Source organism: Kribbella catacumbae DSM 19601 (genome assembly GCF_000372465.1).
GTDB classification, from domain to species: Bacteria; Actinomycetota; Actinomycetes; order Propionibacteriales; family Kribbellaceae; genus Kribbella; species Kribbella catacumbae.
Genome location: NZ_AQUZ01000016.1, coordinates 95,086 through 116,985, shown reverse-complemented (window position 1 = coordinate 116,985; position 21,900 = coordinate 95,086). Strand labels below are relative to the sequence as shown.

The 21,900-nt window shown below is 67.9% G+C and carries 25 protein-coding genes; 5 read left to right on the top strand and 20 right to left on the bottom strand.

From position 1 onward, the window contains the following. Nucleotides 1-18: 18 nt before the first annotated feature. From A3ES_RS0118555 to A3ES_RS0118545, 3 genes are read right to left on the bottom strand one after another with little or no spacing between them, the layout of a single operon-like run. On the bottom strand, nt 19-1,269 hold the full coding sequence (locus tag A3ES_RS0118555; RefSeq protein ID WP_237744992.1) for an ABC transporter permease: 1,251 nt from the start codon (nt 1,267-1,269) through the stop codon (nt 19-21). Continuing rightward, nucleotides 1,266-1,988, bottom strand: coding sequence for an ABC transporter ATP-binding protein (locus A3ES_RS0118550; RefSeq protein ID WP_020388338.1), 723 nt, complete (start codon nt 1,986-1,988; stop codon nt 1,266-1,268). Before A3ES_RS0118550 ends, A3ES_RS0118555 begins: the two co-directional genes overlap by 4 nt. Further along, nucleotides 1,981-3,174 carry a peptidoglycan-binding domain-containing protein gene (locus A3ES_RS0118545; RefSeq protein WP_157630593.1) on the bottom strand — a complete coding sequence of 398 codons (1,194 nt, stop codon included), beginning with the start codon at nt 3,172-3,174 and terminating at the stop codon, nt 1,981-1,983. The genes A3ES_RS0118550 and A3ES_RS0118545 overlap by 8 nt, the downstream gene beginning before the upstream one ends. Before the next feature lie 156 nt (nt 3,175-3,330). Between A3ES_RS0118545 and A3ES_RS0118540 the strand changes: the two genes are divergently transcribed. Next, nucleotides 3,331-4,305 (top strand): hypothetical protein, encoded by a 975-nt coding sequence (locus A3ES_RS0118540; protein WP_157630592.1) that lies wholly within the window; start codon nt 3,331-3,333, stop codon nt 4,303-4,305. Nucleotides 4,306-4,308: 3 nt separating this feature from the next. Here A3ES_RS0118540 and A3ES_RS0118535 read toward each other — a convergent pair whose 3' ends face one another. The 8 genes from A3ES_RS0118535 to A3ES_RS54090 all read right to left on the bottom strand — a co-directional run bounded on the left by A3ES_RS0118535 (nt 4,309) and on the right by A3ES_RS54090 (nt 9,161). Further along, entirely contained in the window at nt 4,309-5,391 is a 1,083-nt protein-coding gene (locus tag A3ES_RS0118535; RefSeq protein WP_020388335.1) for a DUF4185 domain-containing protein, read from the bottom strand. Between the two features lie 219 nt (nt 5,392-5,610). Beyond that, a complete protein-coding gene (locus tag A3ES_RS0118530) occupies nt 5,611-6,432 on the bottom strand; it encodes a sulfurtransferase (RefSeq protein ID WP_020388334.1) in 822 nt (273 codons plus the stop codon). Further along, on the bottom strand, nt 6,429-7,079 hold the full coding sequence (locus tag A3ES_RS0118525) for a thymidine kinase (protein WP_020388333.1): 651 nt from the start codon (nt 7,077-7,079) through the stop codon (nt 6,429-6,431). The genes A3ES_RS0118530 and A3ES_RS0118525 overlap by 4 nt, the downstream gene beginning before the upstream one ends. A gap of 145 nt (nt 7,080-7,224) precedes the next feature. Beyond that, a complete protein-coding gene (locus tag A3ES_RS0118520) occupies nt 7,225-7,665 on the bottom strand; it encodes an Imm1 family immunity protein (protein WP_020388332.1) in 441 nt (146 codons plus the stop codon). Then, entirely contained in the window at nt 7,662-8,249 is a 588-nt protein-coding gene (locus tag A3ES_RS0118515) for a DddA-like double-stranded DNA deaminase toxin (protein WP_237744991.1), read from the bottom strand. Before A3ES_RS0118515 ends, A3ES_RS0118520 begins: the two co-directional genes overlap by 4 nt. Nucleotides 8,250-8,390: 141 nt before the next feature. Then, entirely contained in the window at nt 8,391-8,651 is a 261-nt protein-coding gene (locus A3ES_RS0118510) for a hypothetical protein (RefSeq protein WP_020388330.1), read from the bottom strand. A gap of 10 nt (nt 8,652-8,661) precedes the next feature. Next, a complete protein-coding gene (locus A3ES_RS0118505) occupies nt 8,662-8,862 on the bottom strand; it encodes a hypothetical protein (protein ID WP_020388329.1) in 201 nt (66 codons plus the stop codon). 32 nt (nt 8,863-8,894) lie between these two features. After that, complete coding sequence (locus A3ES_RS54090) at nt 8,895-9,161, bottom strand: hypothetical protein (RefSeq protein WP_157630591.1); 267 nt, start codon at nt 9,159-9,161, stop codon at nt 8,895-8,897. Between the two features lie 25 nt (nt 9,162-9,186). On the opposite strand from A3ES_RS54090, the gene A3ES_RS55515 reads away from it, so the two are divergent. Continuing rightward, nucleotides 9,187-10,011: a helix-turn-helix transcriptional regulator gene (locus A3ES_RS55515; protein WP_202806540.1), complete on the top strand. Its 825-nt coding sequence runs from the start codon at nt 9,187-9,189 to the stop codon at nt 10,009-10,011. After that, a complete protein-coding gene (locus tag A3ES_RS55510) occupies nt 9,984-10,310 on the top strand; it encodes an NsdA family TPR-like regulatory protein (RefSeq protein ID WP_051084745.1) in 327 nt (108 codons plus the stop codon). The genes A3ES_RS55515 and A3ES_RS55510 overlap by 28 nt, the downstream gene beginning before the upstream one ends. Here the strand turns inward: A3ES_RS55510 and cutA are convergent. Next, nucleotides 10,307-10,630: a divalent-cation tolerance protein CutA gene (cutA, locus tag A3ES_RS0118495; protein ID WP_026162985.1), complete on the bottom strand. Its 324-nt coding sequence runs from the start codon at nt 10,628-10,630 to the stop codon at nt 10,307-10,309. The two genes, A3ES_RS55510 and cutA, sit on opposite strands and share 4 nt — an antisense overlap. A gap of 71 nt (nt 10,631-10,701) precedes the next feature. Here cutA and A3ES_RS0118490 point away from each other — a divergent pair, with 71 nt between their 5' ends. After that, nucleotides 10,702-12,393, top strand: coding sequence for a S8 family peptidase (locus A3ES_RS0118490; RefSeq protein WP_026162984.1), 1,692 nt, complete (start codon nt 10,702-10,704; stop codon nt 12,391-12,393). On the opposite strand, the gene A3ES_RS0118485 is transcribed toward A3ES_RS0118490, so the two are convergent. The 5 genes from A3ES_RS0118485 to A3ES_RS0118465 form a co-directional block, all read right to left on the bottom strand. Then, complete coding sequence (locus A3ES_RS0118485; protein WP_020388326.1) at nt 12,390-13,511, bottom strand: alkaline phosphatase family protein; 1,122 nt, start codon at nt 13,509-13,511, stop codon at nt 12,390-12,392. The genes A3ES_RS0118490 and A3ES_RS0118485 overlap by 4 nt on opposite strands. Before the next feature lie 4 nt (nt 13,512-13,515). Further along, nucleotides 13,516-14,142: a DUF5998 family protein gene (locus A3ES_RS0118480; protein WP_020388325.1), complete on the bottom strand. Its 627-nt coding sequence runs from the start codon at nt 14,140-14,142 to the stop codon at nt 13,516-13,518. A gap of 60 nt (nt 14,143-14,202) precedes the next feature. Continuing rightward, complete coding sequence (locus A3ES_RS0118475; protein ID WP_237744990.1) at nt 14,203-16,101, bottom strand: FtsX-like permease family protein; 1,899 nt, start codon at nt 16,099-16,101, stop codon at nt 14,203-14,205. Nucleotides 16,102-16,106: 5 nt separating this feature from the next. Continuing rightward, nucleotides 16,107-16,865 carry an ABC transporter ATP-binding protein gene (locus A3ES_RS0118470; protein WP_020388323.1) on the bottom strand — a complete coding sequence of 253 codons (759 nt, stop codon included), beginning with the start codon at nt 16,863-16,865 and terminating at the stop codon, nt 16,107-16,109. Between the two features lie 92 nt (nt 16,866-16,957). Next, entirely contained in the window at nt 16,958-18,007 is a 1,050-nt protein-coding gene (locus tag A3ES_RS0118465; RefSeq protein ID WP_020388322.1) for a P1 family peptidase, read from the bottom strand. A gap of 57 nt (nt 18,008-18,064) precedes the next feature. Between A3ES_RS0118465 and A3ES_RS0118460 the strand changes: the two genes are divergently transcribed. Beyond that, nucleotides 18,065-18,580, top strand: a complete 516-nt coding sequence (locus A3ES_RS0118460; RefSeq protein WP_020388321.1) for a DUF2087 domain-containing protein — start codon at nt 18,065-18,067, stop codon at nt 18,578-18,580. A 4-nt stretch (nt 18,581-18,584) separates the two neighbouring features. On the opposite strand, the gene A3ES_RS0118455 is transcribed toward A3ES_RS0118460, so the two are convergent. Genes A3ES_RS0118455 through A3ES_RS0118445 form a run of 3 tightly spaced genes read right to left on the bottom strand, consistent with a single transcriptional unit; the run spans nt 18,585 to nt 21,807 of the window. Further along, nucleotides 18,585-19,361 carry an ABC transporter permease gene (locus tag A3ES_RS0118455; protein ID WP_020388320.1) on the bottom strand — a complete coding sequence of 259 codons (777 nt, stop codon included), beginning with the start codon at nt 19,359-19,361 and terminating at the stop codon, nt 18,585-18,587. Beyond that, entirely contained in the window at nt 19,358-20,878 is a 1,521-nt protein-coding gene (locus tag A3ES_RS0118450; RefSeq protein ID WP_020388319.1) for a DUF1349 domain-containing protein, read from the bottom strand. Before A3ES_RS0118450 ends, A3ES_RS0118455 begins: the two co-directional genes overlap by 4 nt. After that, nucleotides 20,872-21,807, bottom strand: a complete 936-nt coding sequence (locus tag A3ES_RS0118445; protein ID WP_020388318.1) for an ABC transporter ATP-binding protein — start codon at nt 21,805-21,807, stop codon at nt 20,872-20,874. The genes A3ES_RS0118450 and A3ES_RS0118445 overlap by 7 nt, the downstream gene beginning before the upstream one ends. Nucleotides 21,808-21,900 lie beyond the last annotated feature (93 nt).

Below are 21,900 nucleotides of genomic sequence, written 5' to 3'. Positions count from 1 at the left end.
TGTCGTGAGCCGCGTACGTCAGGTCCCTGAACGCAGGGCCTCGACCGGTTGCAGGGCCGCCGCGCGGAGCGCGGGGTACAGACCTGCCAGGAGGCCGGTGACACCGCCGATCACGGGGGCGAGGAGGGGAACGAAGGGGTCGATCACCGGTGTCCAGGACTGATAGGCCGCGACGGCGACGACCACCAGCATGCCGATACTCGCGCCGAGGACACCGCCCAGCACCCCCATGGTGACGCTCTCCATCAGGAACTGGCCGGCGATGTGGCGGCGGGTCGCTCCCAGCGCGCGGCGTAGACCGATCTCACCGACCCGCTCCATCACGGAGACCAGTGTCACGTTGGCGATACCGATCGCGCCGACGAGAAGCGAGACACCTCCGAGCATCAGGAACAACACGTTCAGGTCGCGGCTGACACCGGCCCGCAGCTGCTGGGGCGGCTGCGGCGAGGAGATCTTCAGGGTGTCGGGCTTGTCGGGTCGAAGCGCGAGTGGGATCTGGCGCGAAAGGAGTGAGGTGGCACCGACGGCCGTCTCGACAACGACGGATTGTGGTGCTTGCAGCGCAAAGAGGCTGCGGGCGGCGCCTTCGGGGATGATCACCGCGCTGAGCAGGGTGTGTTTGCGGGCGACCTCGTCGAGGATGCCGATCACGGTCAGGACCTGGTCGCCGATCCGGATCGCCGTCGAGCCGTCCAGCCGAGTGATCCCCAGCTGTTCGGCCGCGTTCGGGCCGAGTACGGCCACGTGGTCGCCTCGTTGTTCGTGGCCTCGATCAGGAAGGCGACCGCTGTGGAGTTTCGCCCTGATCGCTGTGAACAGCTCCGGTGAGGCGGCCTCGACGGCCAGCTTGAAGTCCGTGCGTCGCCGCGGATCGCGCATCGGTGAGGCGCTGACCAGATCGTCGCCGACGTCGATCTCGCTCAAGGTGCCTGCAGCGACGACACCGTTCAGGCGGCTGAGCCGTTGCGGCGCATCCCACGGGATGGTGGGTCCCGGATCGCCGTTGGGGTCAGGGTTGGCGAGTACGGTGATCTCGGTGGCGTTGAGCTCGTCGAAGCGGCCGATGATCTGGTTGCCGGCGGTGCGGGACAGCCCGAGGGTCGCCACCAGGGCGGCCAGGCCGATCACAGTGCCGAGGACGGTCAGGGCCATCCGCAGCGGGCGGCCGAACAATCCGGCGAACGCCTCGGTCAGCAGGTCACGTGCCCACATGCCCGACCGGCCGGCCTCGGCCGGCCCCCGACGGCTGGGCGCGGGGGTGGTCATCCGTCACCCGCGATCTTGCCGTCGGCGATGCGCAGCCTGCGCTCGGCCCGGTCAGCGACTGTGATGTCGTGGGTGATCATGATGATAGTGAGGCCCTTGTCATGGAGGCCGCCGAGCAGCTCGAGGATGCCCTGGGTCGTGGCTGAGTCCAGGTTGCCTGTGGGCTCGTCACAGAGCAGTAGTTTCGGGCCGCTGATCAGCGCCCGGGCGATCGCTACTCGTTGCCGCTCTCCGCCGGACAGCCGGGTGGGCAGAAAGTCGGTGCGACCCTCGAGACCGACGGCGCTCAGCGCGGCATGAGCGCGGCCCTGTCGCCCGGTGCGTGGACGCCTCCCATAGACCTCGGCCAGCGTGACGTTCTCGAGGACGCTGCGGTGGGCCATCAGGTGGAAGGACTGGAAGATGAAGGCCAGGTAGTGGCTGCGCATCCCCGCGCGCTGACGATCGTTCAGGGTCGACACGTCGACGCCTGCGAGCCGGTAGGTTCCACTGGTCTGGCGGTCGAGGCAGCCGACGATATTGAGCAGGGTGGACTTGCCTGAGCCGGAAGCGCCCACGATGGCCACCCATTCGCCTGTTCGTACCTCCAGATCGACTGAGCGCAGCGCCTCCACCGGCGCGACCGACCCATACCGGCGGGTGATCCGGGTCAGCTCGACCATCGGGACAGCGGCCTCAACCAACCTTTCGTCATCGATGCCTGGGCTGTCCTCAACCACCGTTCTTCGCCTCCTTCGGTGCGCCGTCCGCGGAGAATCCGACCACGACGAGGTCACCCGCCTTGAGCTCACCGCCGGCAGCAGTGACCGCGACGTAGCCCTCGGCGGACAGGCCCGGCTCGACGCGAACAGGGGTGACCTTGCCGCCTGCGGACCGCTGCACGCGCGACTCGCCGTCCGGCCCCAGCGACAAGGCGGCGACCGGAACCGCCAGCGTCGACACCTTTGTCGACCTGATCACCACGGTCAGCCGCACCGATGCGCCGATGAGGGCGGGAACGGGCCGGGGCACGATCACCTGGAAGGCGACATGGAAACCGTCCGCGCCGCCGGTGCCCGGCTGCTGGGCGAGATGGCTGATCGTTCCACTGGTCTTGATACCCAGGGCCGGCTCGTCGATGAGCACGGCTGCGCCCGCCCGGATCAGTTTGGCCTGCTCGACGGGAAGCACGCCATCCACCTCGACGATCGAATTGGTGACGGTCACCAGGCTGCCTTGCGGCTCGGTTCCGAGCTTGGCGTCGGCCTTGCTGACCCGCAACGGCGTCGCTGCGACGAAGACGACCTCGTCGGCGGGAAGCTGTATCCCGCCGCCGCCACGCGCGCCCCGGATCAGCGCGGACTCCGCCGGCTGCGCCGCGTCCACCTGCGCCGAGGTGGCCACGACCGGGGCGAAACCGTGTCTCCGGTACAGGGCTCCGACCGCCTGGGCAGTCGCCTGGTCGTACAAGCCGTCGACGCGGCCGGGATTCAGCATCAGCCGGCCAAGAGCCACTTCGAGCTGGCGGACGTCGTTGCCGGACATGCCCGGTCCCAGGTCACGATAAGTCGGCTGCGCGCCGTCGAGCAGGAACGTCGGGCGACCCGAGATGGTCAGCAACACGCTGCCCTCGGTGACGAGCGCACCGGCGCTCGGAAGGCTGGTGACCACCCGGGCGCCCTGCTTCAGCGCTGATCTGGTCACCGACAAACTCTGTGCCGACCCGTAGTGCCCGATACCGCGGCTCACGATCCGGGTCGCCAGCACCCGCGTCTCGACCGGGACCAGGATCGGGGCGGCGGGCGGCGGCGCGGCGCTGGCGGCGATCTCGGCCGGCGACCGGATCCGGGAGCTCGCGAACCAGGTCCCCAACGACGACAGCAGCACCACTGCCAGCACCGATAGCGCGAGCCTCCGTCGCTTCATCTGCATCAGCCTCCTGATCAGTAGCTGGCAGCATCGCAAGACCAACCTGACCGCAGGCTGAACACGGCCTTCGAGGTTCAGATTCAGCCAGGGTTCAGGCTTCGGATGGTTGTCTGGCAGCCGGACACGATCGACGCAGCAGCGAGGAGTGAGGACGTGAGGTTGCCGCGCAGGACCACCAGCCGAGATTCAGCCCAGCTGCGAGGTGGTGCCCTCCTCGCGGTCGCCTGTACGAGTGCCCTCCTCTTGCCGGCGTGCAGCAACAACGCCGGAACAGCGTCGTCGGGTACCACCACGACGCCGCCGGGTGGCAGCACGACGACGCCGGCCAAGACCACCAAGGCGCCGGAAACCAAACAAAGCCCCAAGTTGCCCGGCACCAAGGAATTCGGCCTCACCGAGCAGCAGTTCGCCGACCATGTCGAGAAGACCCAGGCGTTGATCACCACCTGCATGTCGGAGGCCGGCTTCGAGTACGTGCCGGTCGACGTCAAGACCGTCGAGGCCGCCCAGGCGCGGGTCCGCCACGACCCCGGCATGACCCGGGCGCAGTACAAAGCGAAGTGGGGATTCGCCGTCTCGACCCGCCAGGACAACCCGGTCCGTGACACCGGCCTCGGGCCGAACCTGAGGATCTACAACAGCCTGGCGCCGGCCAACAAGGTCGCCTACAACCGGACCTTGTTCGGCGAGGACCCCACCGCGGACTTCGTCTTCACCCTCGACGAGGAAGACTTCTCCAGCACCGGTGGCTGCACCCGCGCGGCCGTCACCAAGGTGTTCACCCCCGTGCAGGTGAGAGGCACCTACGTCAACCCGAAGGATGTCCTTGTCCAGGCCGACAAGAGGATCGTGGCAGCCCGCCAGGCATGGTCGAAATGCATGAAGGCGGAAGGCTACGACTACATCGAAGACCAGGACGAGATCATCGGTGAGTACGAGGAACGCCTCGACAAACTGCTCGACGGAGACGATCCGGACAGTCTGACCGGGGAACGGGCAGCAGCCCTGAAGAAGCTGCATCAAGACGAGATCGCCGTCGCACTGGCCGACCTCGACTGCCAGCTCAAACACAGCGACAAGGTCTTCGACCAGGTCGAGACCGAGGTGTACGGCCACCCACTGGAGTGATCTCTAGCCGAATCCGCGGACGCGGAACTGCATGACTCGGTAGGGCCAGCCGGCGTCGGTGTTCCATTGGCTGACGGCCAGGTGCATGTCTGACAGGGTTGAGCCGGGGATGACGTAGCCGCCGTAGAGCTGCGCGACGTGGTTGTCGTTCTCCTGGCCCCAGGCACCGCCGTAGATCAGCGTCTGCCGGTGCGCCGTGTAGAGGTTCGACGTCGGCGTATCCATGATGATGCCGTCGATCCGGTAGTCGCCGGCGTTGAACCAGGTCAGTACCCACTTGCCGCCGAGCGGACGCAGGCTCATCTCGCCGAAGCTGCCGTTCAGGATCGGCGTCGCGGGGTTGGCCCAGGCCCAGACGCCATCGCGATAGCCCCACGGCTCGTACGCCGCCGGGTTGGCGATCTGGTTGCTCCTGACCCGCTTGAGGATGATCGGCTTGTTCCGCTGGAAGCCCGTCGAGTAGACGTAGACGTACCCGTCGTTGCCCTCACCCCAGGTCAGCAACTGGAACAGCCCGCCGTCGAGATCACTCGGGAACTTCGCGCCCGTGTGGTACCAGCTCGCGCCGGAGTTGTCCGATCGCCAGATCTCGGTCCAGACGACGTTGCCCAGTCCCTTGTTCACCATCGCGTGCAGGTACATCGACCCGCCGATGGTGATCACGTCCGACGGCAGCACGGTCGAGAAGGTCGGGTTGTCGTGCGGGTAGTCCCACAGCTGCTGCGCCGCCGCTCCCCCGACCGCGCCCGACCAGCGCACGCCGCTGTTCAGATCGGTCGTCGTCGACCACAACGCGACCGGCGACCGCCACCACCCGCCGCCGACGCGCGGCTCCTCGAAAGTGTCCCCGAACATGAACAACATCCGCCCGTCCGGCGTCCGGACGGGAATCCCCAGATCCGTCGCCTGCATCCGGAACCGGTCCGTCAATCCAGGCCCGGTCAGATCAGCGACCTTCGTGGTCAACACAGCCTGTACTCCGGTCCGGCTGGCCGCGGCAACTCCCGGCCCGGCGGCCAGTGCGCCGGCACCAACCGCGGCGGCCTTCAGGAAAGTGGATCGCTTGAGCTTCGGTGCGGGCGTCATCGGCTACTCCTCGGGGCGGTGAGAAATCGATTTCCCAGACACCGTCCCGCAGACACCCATCGAAGTCAAGGGATCACCCTCCGCCGGATCCGGCGCCAGTAGCAGGACCAGCCAGCAGCGGCGGACCGATCAGAGAGGAGGCAGCTGATGGCAGGCAAGGAGCAGTGATGACGAACCGCGACATGTGACCACGAGGCGCCGCTCCTGGTCTGGCGCAGGTCAGGAGCGGCCCGTGGCGATCGGGCGGTCGGGGTCGGTGATCCACTCGGACCAAGAGCCGACATAGACCGGCGCCTCGATCCCGGCGATCTCCAGGGCAAGAGCCTCGTGAGCGGCCGTGACGCCGGACCCGCAATACGCGCCGACCGCAGTCGAGCCGTCGGCACCCAGAGCTGCGAAGCGGGCGCGGAGGTCATCGGCGGGCAGGAAGGTGCCGTCAGCGGTGACGTTGGCCGTCGTCGGAGCGTTCACTGCACCCGGGATGTGGCCGGCAACCTTGTCCATCGGCTCGACCTCGCCGGCAAAACGCTCCGGCGCCCGTGCATCGAGCAGTACTCCGGTCGAAGCCAGCTCCGCGGCACCTTCCGCGTCGAGCATCGGGGCATTCCCGGCCGCGGCGACGAAAGATCCCTTGCCGTCCTCGGGGACGACCGTGCTCACCTCTCCCCCGGCGGCCTGCCAGGCCGCGAACCCGCCGTCCAGGACGCGCACGTCGCGCAGCCCGAAGTACCGGAAGATCCACCAGGCGCGGGCGGCGGCCATCGAGTTGGCTGCGTCGTAGACCACGACCGCGCTGTCCCCGGAGACGCCGGCGCGGCGCATTGCCGCTTCGACGGTGGTTGCTGAGGGCAACGGATGACGGCCGCCGTCGCCGGGCGGTCCGGCCAGCTCGGTGTCCAGGTCGACGAAGTACGCACCCGGCAGATGGCCGGCGTCGTACGCGTCGCGGCCGGGTGGGCCCATCAGGTTCCAGGTGACGTCGATCAAAACTGGCCTGGTGGTAGCCGCAAGCAACGACTCGGCAGAGATCAGCGGATTCACAGAGCGCCTCCGAACGGGAGTACCTCGGGTGACAGGGTGGCACGGGCGCGAGCGGCAGTCAGCCGGCGCCGGTGATGGCGACGGCAGAGCACCTCGTAGGCGACGTTGGCGGCGTTGGTGACGATGTCACCGACGACCAACTGCTCGCCTTCGGTGACCATCTCACCACCGACGGTCCGGGCGTTGTGGGTGGCGCGCTCACCGCACCAGCACAGCGCCTCGACCTGGAGCAGCTCCATCCGGTCGGCGAGCTCGACCAGCCGGGCAGACCCAGGAAAGAGAGTTGCCCGGAAGTCGGTCAGGATCCCGAAACAGAAGACGTCGATCTGCAGTTCGTCCACCAGCCGGGCCAGTTGGTCGACCTGTCCGGGCTGGTAGAACTGCGCCTCGTCAGCCACGACGTAGTCGATCCGGCCGCCCTGGGTCAGCTCGTCCACGACGTACTGCCAGAAGTCGAAGTCCGGCTTCACCTCGATCGCGTCGGCCTCCAGGCCGAGCCGCGACGACAGCGTCGCCTCGCCGGCCCGGTCGTTGCTGGTGAAGATCTTCCCCAACCGGCCACGCGCCGCGTGGTTGTGATCCATCTGCAGCGCCAGCGTGGACTTGCCGCAGTCCATGGTCCCGGTGAAGTAGAGCAGCTCAGCCACGGGCGACCATCCTGCCAAAGTAGGTGGAGCATCAGGTACGCCGGGGTGCGTCGGCAGGCCCAGAGTTGCTCCGGTACGGCGCGAGGGTGGGCCATGCGGACCGCCTGATGCATTGCGGCAGTTCCCGAGGGCGTCCCGGACCGGCCTAGAAGAGCCTCGGCGGCCATTCGATCCATTCGCCGGTGTGAGGCCGTTCGCCGCCGAGTGCGAGGAACTCCTTTGCCACCTGGCGGATGGTGTCGGTGTCTGTCTCCGAATCTGCCGGGAAGCCCTCCCGGTTGTTCATGTAGCTGTAGGCGACTTCATCGCGCTGACTGGACTGACCCTTGAGGTACCACGAGGACGTGCGCTGCGTGTAGCGAATACCGCCAACCTTCAATTCCGCGAAGACGGCGATTCGCAGCTCGTGGTCAGGAAACCCGCCTTCGAGGGTCGGCCGCTCGTTGAGGTAGACCGCCGCCACCGAGTGGGCCAAGGTCCCCGCCAACAGTGCGTCGACCAACGCATCTACGTCCTCGGCCGAGGATAGGCGTACGGGGTCGTCGTCATGCTCCGCGAGGTAGTAGGCGTCTGCGGTGTAGGTCATTCTGGGCCTTTCCCTTCAAAGGTTCGTGGTTCGCTGTCGGGCCAGTGGACAGTTAGGCGGCTGCCCTTCGGCAGAAATGATTCCAGGTACCTGGAGCAACTTCGCAAACCCTTGCAGGGAACGTTGTTGATGTAGATGGTCTCACTGCGCAGGCATCGTTCCCGCATGAACATCGCGAACTTCACCTCCACGTGCGACACGATGGTCAGGGGCGGCAGACCAAGCTGTTCGCGTACACGGTCGGCGTGGTCGCTGTGGTCGTCGTAGCCACTGACGAGATCTACCTCCTCACCTGCTCTGCCGAACCAGATTCCATCCGTCTTCGCGAGTGGATCAGGGCGTGCTGGCAACCTGTCACGGATCGTCCGCTGTGCGCTGGGATTGCCGGTCTGAGGTTGGGCCTTCACCGCACCGGTTTCCGGTCGGTCCGACGTCGGAACTGAGTTGCCCGGCGCACCTCCGACCATCTCTACGACCCAAGACCGCGCCCGCCGGTGTGCGGTCATCGCGTGGTGAGCCGCTTCATCGCAGGCCCGTGCGGCTGCTTCGAGCTGGAGAGCCGCCATTTGGGCAGCCGGGTTCACCGAGCCAAACCCAGCGAGGTAAGCGGCGGCTTCTCGACACCGCCGAGCCCGCGAATCCAGCGCTACGGCAACTGCCGGCATTTGGTCCAGACACGTAACCAGATCCTGTGCGACGCGCTGCAGCTCGGATGGCACGGTGGGCTAGATCTGCTGGGCGTACCGGCCGCATTTGTGGGAAGCGATCTGGAGTGACTCGACAGCCGAGGCGAGGGACTTGGATGCAGCGTCCAGCACCTCGGCGATGTCGTGATCGGCGCCGGTTGCTGAGCCTTGGATCAAGGCAAGTACTTGTTGACTGGCTTGGCTGAACTTGTTCTGGAAGCCGCCGAGGCTGGCGGCGCCCTGGTTCGCGTCCTGGGCGACCGCGTGTAGCTGCCCGCGTAGTTGTTCGACAACAGACATTCCCTGCTCCTCACTGTTGAAGGTCTGCGGTGGTCGAGCGGCCCCGGCCGACAGGAAGAAGCCAGGGCCGCTCTGTCACCTCGACGCTGTAGGCACGGACCGGCGTCAGGGTGAAGACGACCCGGCCGTCCTGCTGGGTCGTCGCCTCCGCCGCGAGGCATGTCAGCTCGACGGCGAAAGGTTGGAAGGCGTGACGTACGCGGACGCGCATGAATCAGCGCGTACGCCCCGCCGGTCTTGGAATCAGGGCGAGACGGTAGTGGGACGGATGGCACGTTGCCGTGCCCCGGAGGCGATCCGGAATTCGGCGTACCTGAAGTGGCGAGTAGTCAGCGGATCGCCCGCCCCGCGAGCCGCATAGGCAAGCACGCAGTACGGCGTCACGTAGCTGACGTTGCGTGGATCGAAGCCGTCGCGTTGAACACCGTTCCGGCGCCCGACCGCGATCTCCCGAAGCTCCCAGCGGCGGAGTCGCCGGTCACGGACGTTGCGGGTCCTACTTATCGTCAAGCCACCTCGCTCCGACCACGTCGCGGTGATAGCCCTTGTGGTAGCCGATGACACACGCCCGCCCGGTGGCCGGGTTCGCACCCTCGCACGGCTGGGTGCCGTCCGAAGGCCGCAGTGCGGGCCACGCTCGTCCCTCGCTGTCGACCGCAGGGCGCTCCTGCTCCTCTGCGTCGCCTACACCTCGCTCGCCGAGCGGCGCAAAGCTGTCGGCCTTAGCCAGGGTGAGCTGGCAACCACGCTCGGCATTGAACGGTCGACTGTGGTTCGCTGGGAGGCAGGAAAGACCGCCCCACTCCCCTGGGTCCGTCCGGCGCTTGCGGAGGCGCTCCAAGTCTCCGGCGACCAACTGGACGACCTGCTCCGCACCGATACAGAAGGAGGCGAAGCCGTGGATCGGCGCGCCTTCGCCGGACTAGCCACCGCGCTCGCACTTGCGCCGCTGACCAGGTCACGCCACGGAAGCCAGATCGGTGCGACGCAGGTACGGCAGCTCCGGGCTCGTACTGCGCGACTCCGCCGCCTTGACGATCACCTGGGCGGAATGGACACCTACGCCGTCTACACCAGCGAGATGGCCGCCACCGAGCGCCTGATCAAGAACGCCAGCTACAGCGGCGCCACAGCCCGCACGCTGACCGGCGTACTCGCTGAACAAGCGCAGATGGCTGGATGGGCCGCATTCGATGCTGGCCGACTCGCTGACTCACGGCGGCACTATCGGAAAGCCCTCCTAGCCGCCCGCGAGTCTGGAGACCCGGGACTCGAAGGAAACTCCCTCGCGTTCATCGCTTACGAGAAGGCCGACAGCACGACCGCAGCCGAGTGGACCCGCTCGAGATCGACATCATGACCGGCCGGTGCCTAACCGAACTGCGTCGTCCCCACGCGGTCGCTGTCTTGGAAGACGCCCTGTCGCGGTACGACGACACCCACGCCCGCGACAAGGCGCTCTACATGACCTGGCTTGCTCATGCCCACCTGCACGCCAACAGCCCTGAGAGTGCAGCGGCTGTGACCGAACGCGCCTTAGACCTGGCATCTGGCGTCGGCTCCGTCAGGCCAGGTGGGCGACTGCGCGGCGTGCTCCAACGGCTTACGCAGTACGGCGGACCTGAGGTGTCGGCGGTACTGGAGAGGGCGCGTGGCTAGGGCTTAGTAGTAGTGCGGTCCAACCACTCGAAGTACCCCGCTGAGCCGGCGACCAGCGGCACCGCTACCACCTCGGGGTTGTTCCATGGGTGTTGCTTCAGAAGGTGGACTTCCAGTTCGGCGTACCGGGCGTCGGTGGTCTTCAGCAAGACCTGCCACTCCTCGCCCTCACCGTACTGACCTTGGTGCCAGAACACCGAGACGACAGGGCCGACGACCTGCGCACCCGCCGCGAGACCGGCCTCTACCGACGACCCCGCCAAACGAACTGCATCTTCACGGGACGGAGTCGCTGTCGAAACTTGAAGGTATTGAGCCATGGCTTGGAGTCTAGAACCCTTGCTGGAGCAGGGGGCGGCCCGTCAGTCGGTGGAGCATCAGGTACGCCGGGGTGCGTCGGCTTTTGTTCTGCACCTTCCGCGGGTTCTACTTGGTCGTGCGCAAAGCCCTGATCCTGCTCCTCATGCTCTGTTTGACTCTGACTGCCACCACCGTGCAGTCGGCGGCCGCACCCGTGCGAGCCGAGGCGGGGTTGCGGGCCTACTTCGTGATCACCGCACCCAAGCAGACCACTGCGGTGATGCCCGGCGTCACCGCGAACGCCGGCACCGTCTATGCGGCGTACGACGCGATCGGGGTGCTTGTCGTGCACTCGGCCAACGCCGGCTTCGCCGCTGCGATGCGGCAGGTGACCGGAGTCGAGAAGGTCGGCGCGACCCGTACGTCGGACCTGCCGCCCGCGGTCGCCAACCCGGCGATCCCGGCGGCGCCGGTCGAGGTCCCGGACAGCTCTCCCGAGAAGGAGCGGCCGGACATGACGATGATCGGTGCCGACAAGGCCTGGGCGGTGAACCCGGGATCGAAGGCGATCACTGTCGGCGTACTCGACACCGGGGTCGACGACCTGCACCAGGATCTGAAGGCGAACTTCGATGCGGGCAAGTCGGCGTCGTGCGCCTACGGCAAGGCCGACACCCGGCCCGGAGCCTGGCGACCGGTCGCCGCGCACGGCACGCACGTGGCCGGCACGATCGCCGCGGCCAAGGACGGTACCGGCATCGTCGGCGTCGCGCCGGGTGTGAAGGTTTCCTCGATCCGGGTCGCCGAGCCCGAAGGCCAGCAACTGTTCTTCCCCGAGAACACGGTCTGCGCGTTCGTCTTCGCCGCCGACAAGGGCGTCTCGGTCACCAACAACAGCTACTACGTCGACCCGTGGATGTTCAACTGCCCGACCGATCCTGACCAGGACGCCATCCTGGAGGCGGTCAAGCGCTCGGTCGCCTATGCGGACTCCAAGGGCGTGGTGAACGTCGCCGCCGCAGGCAACGAGAACTACGACCTGGCCCAGAAGACCACCGACTCCACCAGCCCGAACGACTCCACCGCCGGCGCCCGCTCGATCACCGACCAGTGCCTCAGCCTGCCGACCGAGCTGCCGAACATGGTCGTCGTCGCGGCGCTCAACACCCGAGGGTCCAGGGCGAGCTTCTCCAACTTCGGTGAGGGCAAGATCAAGATCGCCGCACCCGGTCAGGCCGTCTACTCGACCGTGCCCGGCGGCGGCTACGAACCGCTGGACGGTACGTCGATGGCGTCACCGCACGTCGCCGGCGTGGCCGCGCTGATCCGCAGCGTGAACCCCAAGCTGACCCCCGAGCAGGTCCGGGCCAGGCTCGCCGCCCAGGCCAACGACCTGCCGTGCCCGCCCGGCGCAGCCGCTGTCTGCAAGGGTTCGGAGGCGCTGAACTCGTTCTACGGCGAAGGCATGGTCGACGCGGCCGAGGCCGTCGGCGCGGCCGCCAAGACCCCGACGGCCGGCGTGAGCATCACCAAACCGGCCGACCAGCTGGGCGTCGGCGGAGTGCCCGCGATCCCGCTGCTGCTCAAGGGTCTCAGCACCAAGGGCGAGATCAGCTACACCGCGACCGGACTGCCGCCGGGGCTCAGCATCGATGGCCAGCGAGGCTGGATCACCGGCGTACTGACCCCGGGAGCAGGCCGCTACAAGGTCACCGTGACGGCTCGTGATGCCGACGCGAAGACCGCACAGGCCAGCTTCTACTGGAACGTCTGGAGCTTCTAGCCCGCGTCGATGAGGAGCGGGATCGCCATCTCGTCCTGAGTGAGCGAGCCGTGCAGGCCGATCAGACCTGCCTCCTGCGGGTAACGGCGGCTGGCGACCAGCGCGACCGGTCCAAGTGAGGCGACGATGACATCGCCGAGGCGTGGTCCGACCCGCTCCTCGACGGCGCCGAACCAGCCGCGCCCGATCGCTTCGTCCCTGCTGAGCACCAAGGCGTCAGGCCCGACACGCTCCCGGTACGTCGCCAGTACGTCGTCTGCCGCGCCGTCGACGCAGTACAGGTGACGGAAGCGTGATTCGCCGCCGATCAGCTGAATGCCGTCGGTCAGTGCGGGCTCGGCGTCGAGGTCGATCCGGTTCTCCGGCGCGACGTCGATCATGCCGTGGTCCGCGACGACGACGAGGATCGCGTCGCGCGGAAGCGCCGACCTGACGCGGGAGGCGAAGATGTCAGCGGCGGCAAGCTCCTTGCGCCACTGCCACGACTCACTCCCCTGCCCGTGACCCGTGTAGTCCAGTTGTGAGTCGTAGACGTAGACCATCGACGAGCTGCCTTCGCGGCTCGCGAATCTCGTGGCGTCGAGCCGGTCGTCGATGGTGTCGGCACCGCGATGCTGGCTGCCCCGGAAGGCCGCTGCTGTCAGCCCAGAAGTGTCGAACCGTGCCTTGCTGACGTTGCGAGTGGCAACACCGGCCGCGGCGACTCGCTCGAACACGGTCTGATGTGGTTGCCAACGGCGTGGATCGACCGGGGCATCCCACTGCAATGCGTTCAGCAGCGCGCCCGTCTCGGGAACGATCGAGGTGTAGCCGACGATGCCGTGCGCGCCTGGTGGCAGCCCGGTCCCGAGGCTGGTGAGGCTCGCGGCGGTGGTCGACGGGACTCCCGCAGTCAGGCTGCGGGCCGTCAGCGACGACAGGTACGGCGCGATTTCCGCGTTGCGGCGCAGCAGATTCCAGCCGAGGCCGTCGAGTAGCAGTACGGCGTACCGGGGAGCGGGTGGCAGGCCGAGCAGGTTTTGCTCGCCGGGGACCGAGAGCGCGCCCGCGACCGACGGCAGCACGTCTGCCAGTGACCCGCCGCCGTAAGCAGGAAGGATGGGCGTCGGGTCGTACACGGCCCTACCTGCTAGTCGTTGCGAACGAAAGCGCCGAGGCGAAGTCGAGCACCTGCTGGATTCCCGCCGGACCGTCCGCGGCCGCGGAGATCCGCAGCGAGATGTCGTCGGCGGCGACGGAACCGGTGTAGCCGTGGTCGGCCTCGCAGTTCGGGTCGGCGCAGACGGCCGGCTCGAGGTCGATCCGGTTCACCATGCCCCAGCCGATGGTCAGCACGACCTCGCCGCCGGCTGCCGGGTCGGCCTTGCCGCCCGAAGCCTTGGAGGCGTAGCCGGCCGGATTCGGCACCACCCGGTTCACCACCACCGCGTTCACCCGGTTGAGCGGGATCGCCTCGGTCGAGGTGGACGCGTAGGGCGCCCGGATCAGGTCGTCCGCGGCGTGCTCGTCGGTGTGCCCGACGATCAGCCGGCTCGGGGTCAGCGCCAGGATGGTGATGTGGCGCCGCACCTCGTCGCGGTCGAAGGTCGGTTCGTGCTGCAGCACGAACGCCCGGATCGGTTCGGCGGCGATGGCCACGGCGAGGGAGTCCGTCACGACGTCTGGGTAGTAGCCGCACCGGTCGATCGCGTCGCGAAGATCGGATGAGGCGTCCGCCAGCTCCGGGACCGGCGCATTCAGGTCACGCATGACCTCATCCTTGCATGCGCCGGCCCGGAGCCCGATTCGTGCTGTGGATAGTCGCCGCGCTCAGCCGATGCTGGCCTTGCGGAGTACCGGTGCGCCGGCGGCTCCCGCGACGGCGACCAGGACCAGGCCGATGACCACCTGGGCGCCCAGAAGGACCACTCCGGAGCTGCCCTGGGTGATGACTTGTCCGCCGCTCAACGCCAGCCCGCACATCGCCCCGAATCCGACTACGGGGAGTCCGACCCCGATCACCGGTACTACGGCAGCAAGCCGCGCGGACCGCTCGATCACGCTGAGCGGTACTCCGGATCGCCGCAGCGCCCTCGCCGGACCGGCCTGGTCCAGAGCCGTCCCGACCGCACCGGCCGCGGTCGATGCGGCCCCGGTCACGAACACGAGCCCGAGCAACAGCGCCACGCCGAGTCGCAGGTCCTGATACATCCCTGCGTCCTGCTTGTCCTTCTCGGCAGCGGTCAACGGGACCTTGCCGGGGACGACGTCGTACAGGACTGTCCGGACCTTCTCGCGGTCTGTGGTCGAGACGGAGATGTTCACGGTCTGGTCTCCGGTCGTCACCTCGCTCTTGAATCCGGCCTCTTGGAGCCTCTTCTTGGCGTCCTCGGCGACGACCACCGCCTGCCCCTGCTTGGTGTAGAGCTCGAAGGAGACGTCCTTGCCGTCCTGGCTCATGCCGTACGGCATGAACAATGCGAGGAAGCCGGTCACGAATCCGCTCAGCACCAGCGCGGCGACCGGCCGGAAGGCGCCCTTCGGGTCGTCGGCGAGCCTGCGGCCGGCGAGCAGCGCCACCGGGCCTTTCGCAGTACGGGCCATGAACTTGCCGATCACCTGCACCGCGAACGGGCCGACCACGCGGACAGCGAGCGCGGCCATGCCGATCCCGATCAGCAGCGGGATGACCGCGCCACCCAGGCCGAGGATCGCGAGCATGACCGGGCCGATCACCAGCAGGCCGAGACGCAGCGCGCTGGTCGCCTTCCGGGTCTGGCCGCGGACGACGCCGAGCGGGGTGATGCTGACCCGGCCGAGGCCGATGAGGGCGCTGAGCACCGACAGCAGCGGTACTGCGATCAGGACGATCAGCACGACCCACCAACTCGGCGTGAGGTCGTGCACGTACCAGGTACCGCCGCCGAGCGGGATGCGGGCGATGAGCGGAGTGAGGACGATGTAGCCGATCACGCCGGCGATGGCACCGAGGACACCGAGCACTGCCTGCTCGACCGCGCTCAGCCACAGCACCTGGCTTCGGGTCGCGCCGGCCAGCCTGAGCGCCGCCAGACGGTGTTCGCGTCGCTTGGCCGCGACCCCGGCGGCCTGGCCGACCAGGCTCAGCAGCGGGAAGAGCACCAGCGTGATGCCGAACGCCACCAGGAGGAGCAGAATCGCCATCCGCTCGTCCAGCGCCGTACCGCGCCAGGAGTCGAGGTACTTCGGATTGTCGGCCGCGGCGACCCCGGGTGAGTTCTTCTCGACGCCGTGGATGACGACCCACTCGTCGGCTGACGACAGGCCTTTCTCGGAGATCGTGCCGGTGGGCTTGTCGACCTTGAAGCGCTTGCTGAGGTCCGCCGACCAGTGCTTGGCGACCTCGGGCGAGACGAAGACCTCGCCCGGCTGGGGTGCTCTGGGCAGGCCGGGTGGCGGCGGGAGTTTGGCGCTTTTGGCTGGGTTGTTGATCGCCACGTCGTACCGGTTCAGAGGGACGCCGCCGGCCATGTCGTCGATCTGGTTGACGACACCGACGGCCGTCTTCGCATCGCCATCGTCGGTACTGCGCCAGCCGATCCGGTCGGAGCGGTGGGTCAGGCCGAGCGAGCCCGCGATCAGGAAGGTGACCAGCAGGGCGACGATCGCGGTGGCGCCGAGGGCGGCGAGATTGGCCGCCCGTCCGCCAGGGCCTGGGCGGCGGACGAACCGCAGGCCCAGGTCGGTCATCGGATTCATCGTTCGCTCACCCGGCCGTCGACGATCCGTACTACGCGGTGGCAGCGGGCGGCGACGGCGTCGTCGTGGGTGACGACTACGACGGCCGCGCCGCGGTGGGTGGCGGCGCCGATGAGGAGGTCGATCACCTGGGCGCCGGTTGTGGCGTCGAGAGCGCCGGTCGGTTCGTCGGCGAAGACGGCTTGTGGTTCACCGACCAGGGCGCGGGCGATGGCTACGCGTTGCGCCTGGCCGCCGGAGAGTTCGCCGGGGCGGCGGTTGACCTCGTTCGCGAGACCGACCTGCGCGAGGGTGGCGCGGGCGCGGGCGATGGCGTCGCGGCGGGAGATTCCGTCGACCATGAGCGGGAGCGCGACGTTCTCGTCGGCGGGGAGTTCGGCGAGGAGTTGGTTGTCTTGGAAGACGAAGCCTAGGCGGCGACGGCGCAGTACTGTCCGGGCGGCGTCGTTGAGTTGGTCGACTCGCTCGCCGGCTAACCAGACCTCGCCCTGGTCGGGGCTGAGGATGCCGGCTAGGACGTGGAGCAAGGTGGTTTTGCCGTTGCCGGATGGGCCCATGACTGCGAGGGCTTCTCCTGCGCGGACTGATACGTCGACGCCGGCTAGGCCGACCACCTGGCCGTAGTACTTGAAGAGACCGCGGCCGGCCAGCACGGGTGGGTGCTGTGGGTTGGCGTGCTGGACATTGCTGTGCTGGGCATTGGTCTGCAAGGTGTTGTCTTGCTGGTACTGGGTTTGGGGACCTGGGTGGCTCATACCCGGTAGCTTTCCGGGAAGTTGGGGGTGGAGCGTCGGTCCCGGGGCCGGTCTTGGTCGCGTCTTTCGACGGCCCGGGGCGGCTCGGCGTACTACTGCGGTCGTACGTCCGGTGCGAAGGCTGACGGGTAGGCGTCGCGGTAGCTGAGGATCTTGCCGGCTGGGGTTTCGACTGTTTCGGCGGCGAGGATTCCGCGGACGATGGCTCGGGACAGGGTGCGGGCGCCGGCGGCGAAGATGGTCTCCAGTTGCACCAGGGCAGTTGGGTCCGTGACGCTCAGGCGCGTGCCGGTGCCGGTGGAGATCGCGAAGATGCTGTCGCCGTCGACCAAGGTGTGGATCGGGTCCAGCGCGCGAGCCAGGCCGTCGTGGGCGACCATCGCCATCCGCTTGGCTGTTGCCTTGTCCAACGATGCGTCGGTCGCCACGACGGCGATCACGGTGTTCATGCCAGGGATGCGACCGGGCAGGTCCGGTGGCGGATCGGTAGGTGTGCGGAGGCCCGCGAACTCATCACCCAGCCCGTACCGTTCGCCGTACAGGCGTCCCTGCGCGTCAACGGCCGAGCCCGCAGCGTTGACGATCACCAGCGCGCCGACCGTCGTACCGTCAGCCAGCCGCACACTAGCCGTGCCGACACCGCCCTTGAGTCCACCCGCTCGCGATCCCGCACCGGCCCCATAGTTGCCCTCAGCAACAGGTTCATCGGTGGCCGCCTCGAAGGCCTGGCGTCCCCAATCACGATCCGGGCGCGCCTGGAATCCACCACCGCGGCCAAGATCGAAGAGCACCGCAGTCGGGACGATCGGTACTACGTCGCGCTCGCCCGGCCCGACGCGTACTCCCTGGCCGAGTTCCTCCAGCGCGGCCATCACCCCGCCGGCCGCGTCCAGGCCGTACGCGCTGCCGCCGGTGAGCACGATCGCGTTGACGCCCGGGTTGGAGTTGACCGGGTCGAGCAGGTCGGTCTCGCGAGTGCCGGGAGCACCACCTCGTACGTCGACGCCGGCGACCGCCGTACCGGGCACGTGCAGGACCGTCGTACCAGTCAGGTACGGCGCGTCGGTGCGCTCGACCTGGCCGACCAGCACGCCTGGCACGTCGGTGATCGCGTTGTACGGCCCCGGCTGCTCTGTCGTCATGGGAACTGTCTAGCACCAGGCCGAAATTCAGTTGCCGCCGACATTACGTTGGGGGGCATGAACGCCGACCTGATCTGTGGATCCCTGGCTGAACCGTCGAGGCTGCGCACGTACTCCGCCGTCGTCCTCGGCGCGCGAACCCCCGACCAGATCGCCGCCGCCACCGGGCTCGACTCGGCCGTCGCAGGCAAGGCCGCGCAGCGTCTGCTCAAGACCGGCCTGCTCACCGCCTCCGCCGGCGGGCTGTACGCCGTCGAGGACGCCTTCAAGCAAGCAGTCCGGACCGGCCGGCCGGAACGCGAGCCCCTCGACCCGGACCCGGCCCGCGACGCCATCCTCCGCGCCTTCATCCGCGACGGCCGCCTGACAGGCTTCCCCACCTTCCCGGCCAAGACGCGCATCGTGCTCGAGCACCTGGTCAACTCCTTTGACCCCGGCCGCGACTACCCAGAAGCCGAGGTCAACGAGATCCTGAACACCTGGCACCCCGACCACGCAGCCCTCCGCCGCCTCCTGGTCGACAGCAAACTCCTCACCCGCACCAGCGGCATCTACCACCGCCAGATTGCCTGAGCGCCTAGGCGTCGCGAGTGCGTAGTACTACGACGCCGGAGGTCAGTGCGGCGGCGGACCACGCCGCGGTGGCGCCGAGTCCGGCCCAGGGGCAGATCGGCAGGCTGTTGAGATTGGTGGTCGCCTGGATGGTGAGACCGGCACTCATCGGCGCAAGCCGCTGCAGCAGGTGCTGCCAGTGTGGGTTTCCGATCACCTGGGCGAGGATCGGCGGAAGGTAGAGCAGACCAAGGATGACTCCGATGCTGGTCGCTGAGTCCCGCACGACGACCGCGATGCCGAGACTGAGCAGGGCGATCAGGGTCAGGTAGAGGATTGATCCGGCGGTCGCACGGAGCGTGAGTCCGTCGGCCAGCGACAGGACCGGATGGCCGTGGCTGGCGGTGAAGCCTTGGCGGGGCAGGATGAAACGCCCAACCAGCAGGGAAGCGAGTACTGCGATGGTTCCGGCTACTGCGACGACGCCGGTGACAGTGATGGCCTTGGCCGCGAAGACAGTGGTCCGCCGCGGTACCGCTGTCAGGGTGGTGCGGATCATGCCCGAGCTGTACTCGCTGCTGATGACCAGCACGGCAAGGATGGCGACCAGTGCCTGACCAAGCTCGACGCCGATCAGGCTGTACCTGGTCACGTCGCCGCCACACCCAGCGGCCGCGCAAGTCACCACCGAGGTAGCCCCGGCACTCAGGGCTACTGTCGCCGCGATCATGCCGAGTAGCAGCCACAAGGGGCTGGCAACGGTCCGTAGCTTCGTCCATTCCGCGTGGAGCGCCGTACTCATGCGTCCCTCCTGCGAAGTACGACGGCGGCGATCGCCAGGCTTGCCACCGCGTAGCCGGCCAGTACTGCGAGCCCGGCCCATGGCGCCAGCGGGTAGTAGTCGTTGTAGGGCGTGTAGGGGTTTTCGACCTGGGGGTACTGCACCAGCGTCTGCTGTACGGCGAAGGCCGCGGCCGGCGTTACCCGGGTCAGCAACCTCGCCGCGTCCGCAGGCATGAACGGGTTGGCGACCAGGAGGTACGGCAGCACGATGGCAGCGATGACGGTGGTGACCGCGCCGGCGCTGGTCCGGAAGATGGCACCGACAGAGAGGGCCAGGACTGAAGCGGCCGCGAGTAGCGCCGCGGTTCCGAGCGCCACTCGTAGCTCGGTCGAGGACGTCACCGGAAACAGGTAGACGCCGTTGGACCGGGCAAGGCGCTCGCCGAGTTGAATCGCCACGACAGCTCCCGCCAGCCCCGCGACGAACGTGACGGCTCCCAGCACGATCGCCTTCGCCAACAGCACCCGACCCCGTTTCGGGCTGGCGGTCAGGGTGACGAGGATCAACTTCTTCCGGTACTCAGTGGTGATGAACAGAGCCGCCACGACGACGACCGCGATCAACCCGGCGAACGTGCCGGTGAGGATATTGCCGAGGGTGCCGGCAGTCGGCAAGGAATAGCGGACCGCGGGCGCTATGTCGCCGGCGCCGGTCACTGTGAAGGTGCCGCTGGATCGGGTGAAGGAACCCGCTGCGGGCGGCGGGTAGCCGGCGAAGCTGGGAGATTCGCCTCCGACCTGTTCGCCCGCCCAGTTGCGACCAGTCCAGCCGCCTTGAAGACGAAGGTCTCCGAAGGTGGCCGTCGACACGCTGGCCGTCGTACCCATGCCCTCCACGGACTGCGGAGATGCGACGAACAGCCCACCTTGCGCAGTCGGTCCAAGCTCCAGGTGCACGGTGCCGACCCTGGTCCAGTCCTTGCCGTCGGCAGAGGCGTAGCCGGTGATCGCATCGCCCGACCGCTCCAGCCGCAGCCAGCGAACAGCTGCGGCAGAGACAGGACCGGCTCGATCGTTGAGGTAGCCGTCCTGCATCCGTACGCCGTGGCTGCCGGTCACCATGATCGCGGCGTACGGAGATCCCTCGCGGGTGCTCTCCTTGACGATGAGCCCGGCTTTCGCCCACGGCACCACGCCCGGCCGCAGCTCCCCGAGCCCTTCGGGGACGCTGCTGTCCAGACCCGAAACGGAGACCGTGATGCTGCCGTCCCCGGTCAGCGGCTGGTGCACGAAGTAGAAGTTGTCCGTCACCGGTTCGCCGCCTGGTCCGGTCGGTACGGCCGGTGCGCCGCGCTGGTCGCTACTGATACCGGCGAGCAACGCGACGAGCACCAGCATCAGCGCCGCGGCCGCCATGCCGAGCATCCACCCTCGTACGGTGTGGAACTTGGTCCACTCCGAATGCAGCAACTGAGCAAAGCCGTCCCGACCATCCCGCTGCCCCGATCGGTACGGCGTCACGCTGCCGGTCACCATGATGCCTCCGTGGGCGCCGCGGCGCGGAACTCGACCGCGTCGCGGGTGAGCTCCAGATAGGCATCCTCCAGCGTGGCGCGATGCGCGGACACCTCGGAGAACGGGACGGCGTTCTCGTTGAGCAGCATCACGATGCGATCCGGAGACAGACCGGAAACGGTGACGCTGTCTGGGCCGGTGGCGACCACCTTGGCACCGGCCTGTGCGAGCACCGTCATCGCCGCTTGGCGTGCCGGGGTCCGTAGGTTCACCCGGTTCCCGGACGCGGCCGAGATCAGGTCGGCCATGCTCAGGTCGGCGATGACTTTGCCGCGGCCGGCCACAACGAGCTGATCCGCAGTGTCCTGTACTTCGCTCATCAGGTGGCTGGACACCAGGACGGCACGGCCTTCAGCGGCCAGCGACCGCAGGAAGCCACGCATCCAGATGATGCCTTCCGGATCCATCCCGTTGAACGGCTCGTCCAGCATGATGATCGGCGGGTCGCCCAGCAGAGCCGCGCCGATCCCGAGCCGTTGCCGCATGCCGAGCGAGTAACCGCCGGCCTTGCGCCGGGCCGCCGAGGTCAGGCCGACCTGCTCGATCACCTGGTCCACCCGCCGCGCGGTCAGGCCCTGCGAATGCGCCAGCCAGAGCAGATGGTTACGAGCGGTTCGGTTGGGGTGCAGCGCCGCCGCGTCCAGGAGTGAACCGACGTGGCTCAGCGGTTGCCGCAGTCGGTGATAAGGCTTCCCCTCGATCAGGGCGGTGCCCGCGTCGACCGCGTCCAGGCCGAGGATCACCCGCATCGTGGTGGACTTCCCTGCCCCGTTCGGCCCCAGGAAGCCGGTCACTCGTCCCGGCTGGACGGTGAAGGACATGCCGTCGAGGGCCTTGGTTGTCCCGTACCGCTTGTGCAGCCCGTCGACGACGATCTCTGCGGCGCTCATCGGAGTGAGCAGCCGGTTCGGTGTGGTCTCATCCGGCTAGTTGTAGATGGCGCCTGGTCGCAGCCCGGTCTTAGCGACTGCGACCTGGCTGGA

What these genes read in the sequence shown, in the direction of transcription:
- A3ES_RS0118555 (WP_237744992.1), bottom strand. Translation starts at nt 1,269, where the DNA reads ATGACCACCCCCGCGCCCAGCCGTCGGGGGCCGGCCGAGGCCGGCCGG.
- A3ES_RS0118545 (WP_157630593.1), bottom strand. Translation starts at nt 3,174, where the DNA reads ATGAAGCGACGGAGGCTCGCGCTATCGGTGCTGGCAGTGGTGCTGCTG.
- A3ES_RS0118535 (WP_020388335.1), bottom strand. Translation starts at nt 5,391, where the DNA reads ATGACGCCCGCACCGAAGCTCAAGCGATCCACTTTCCTGAAGGCCGCC.
- A3ES_RS0118520 (WP_020388332.1), bottom strand. Translation starts at nt 7,665, where the DNA reads ATGACCTACACCGCAGACGCCTACTACCTCGCGGAGCATGACGACGAC.
- A3ES_RS0118510 (WP_020388330.1), bottom strand. Translation starts at nt 8,651, where the DNA reads ATGTCTGTTGTCGAACAACTACGCGGGCAGCTACACGCGGTCGCCCAG.
- A3ES_RS0118505 (WP_020388329.1), bottom strand. Translation starts at nt 8,862, where the DNA reads ATGCGCGTCCGCGTACGTCACGCCTTCCAACCTTTCGCCGTCGAGCTG.
- cutA (WP_026162985.1), bottom strand. Translation starts at nt 10,630, where the DNA reads ATGGCTCAATACCTTCAAGTTTCGACAGCGACTCCGTCCCGTGAAGAT.
- A3ES_RS0118480 (WP_020388325.1), bottom strand. Translation starts at nt 14,142, where the DNA reads ATGCGTGACCTGAATGCGCCGGTCCCGGAGCTGGCGGACGCCTCATCC.
- A3ES_RS0118475 (WP_237744990.1), bottom strand. Translation starts at nt 16,101, where the DNA reads ATGACCGACCTGGGCCTGCGGTTCGTCCGCCGCCCAGGCCCTGGCGGA.
- A3ES_RS0118470 (WP_020388323.1), bottom strand. Translation starts at nt 16,865, where the DNA reads ATGAGCCACCCAGGTCCCCAAACCCAGTACCAGCAAGACAACACCTTG.
- A3ES_RS0118465 (WP_020388322.1), bottom strand. Translation starts at nt 18,007, where the DNA reads ATGACGACAGAGCAGCCGGGGCCGTACAACGCGATCACCGACGTGCCA.
- A3ES_RS0118460 (WP_020388321.1), top strand. Translation starts at nt 18,065, where the DNA reads ATGAACGCCGACCTGATCTGTGGATCCCTGGCTGAACCGTCGAGGCTG.
- A3ES_RS0118455 (WP_020388320.1), bottom strand. Translation starts at nt 19,361, where the DNA reads ATGAGTACGGCGCTCCACGCGGAATGGACGAAGCTACGGACCGTTGCC.
- A3ES_RS0118450 (WP_020388319.1), bottom strand. Translation starts at nt 20,878, where the DNA reads ATGGTGACCGGCAGCGTGACGCCGTACCGATCGGGGCAGCGGGATGGT.
- A3ES_RS0118445 (WP_020388318.1), bottom strand. Translation starts at nt 21,807, where the DNA reads ATGAGCGCCGCAGAGATCGTCGTCGACGGGCTGCACAAGCGGTACGGG.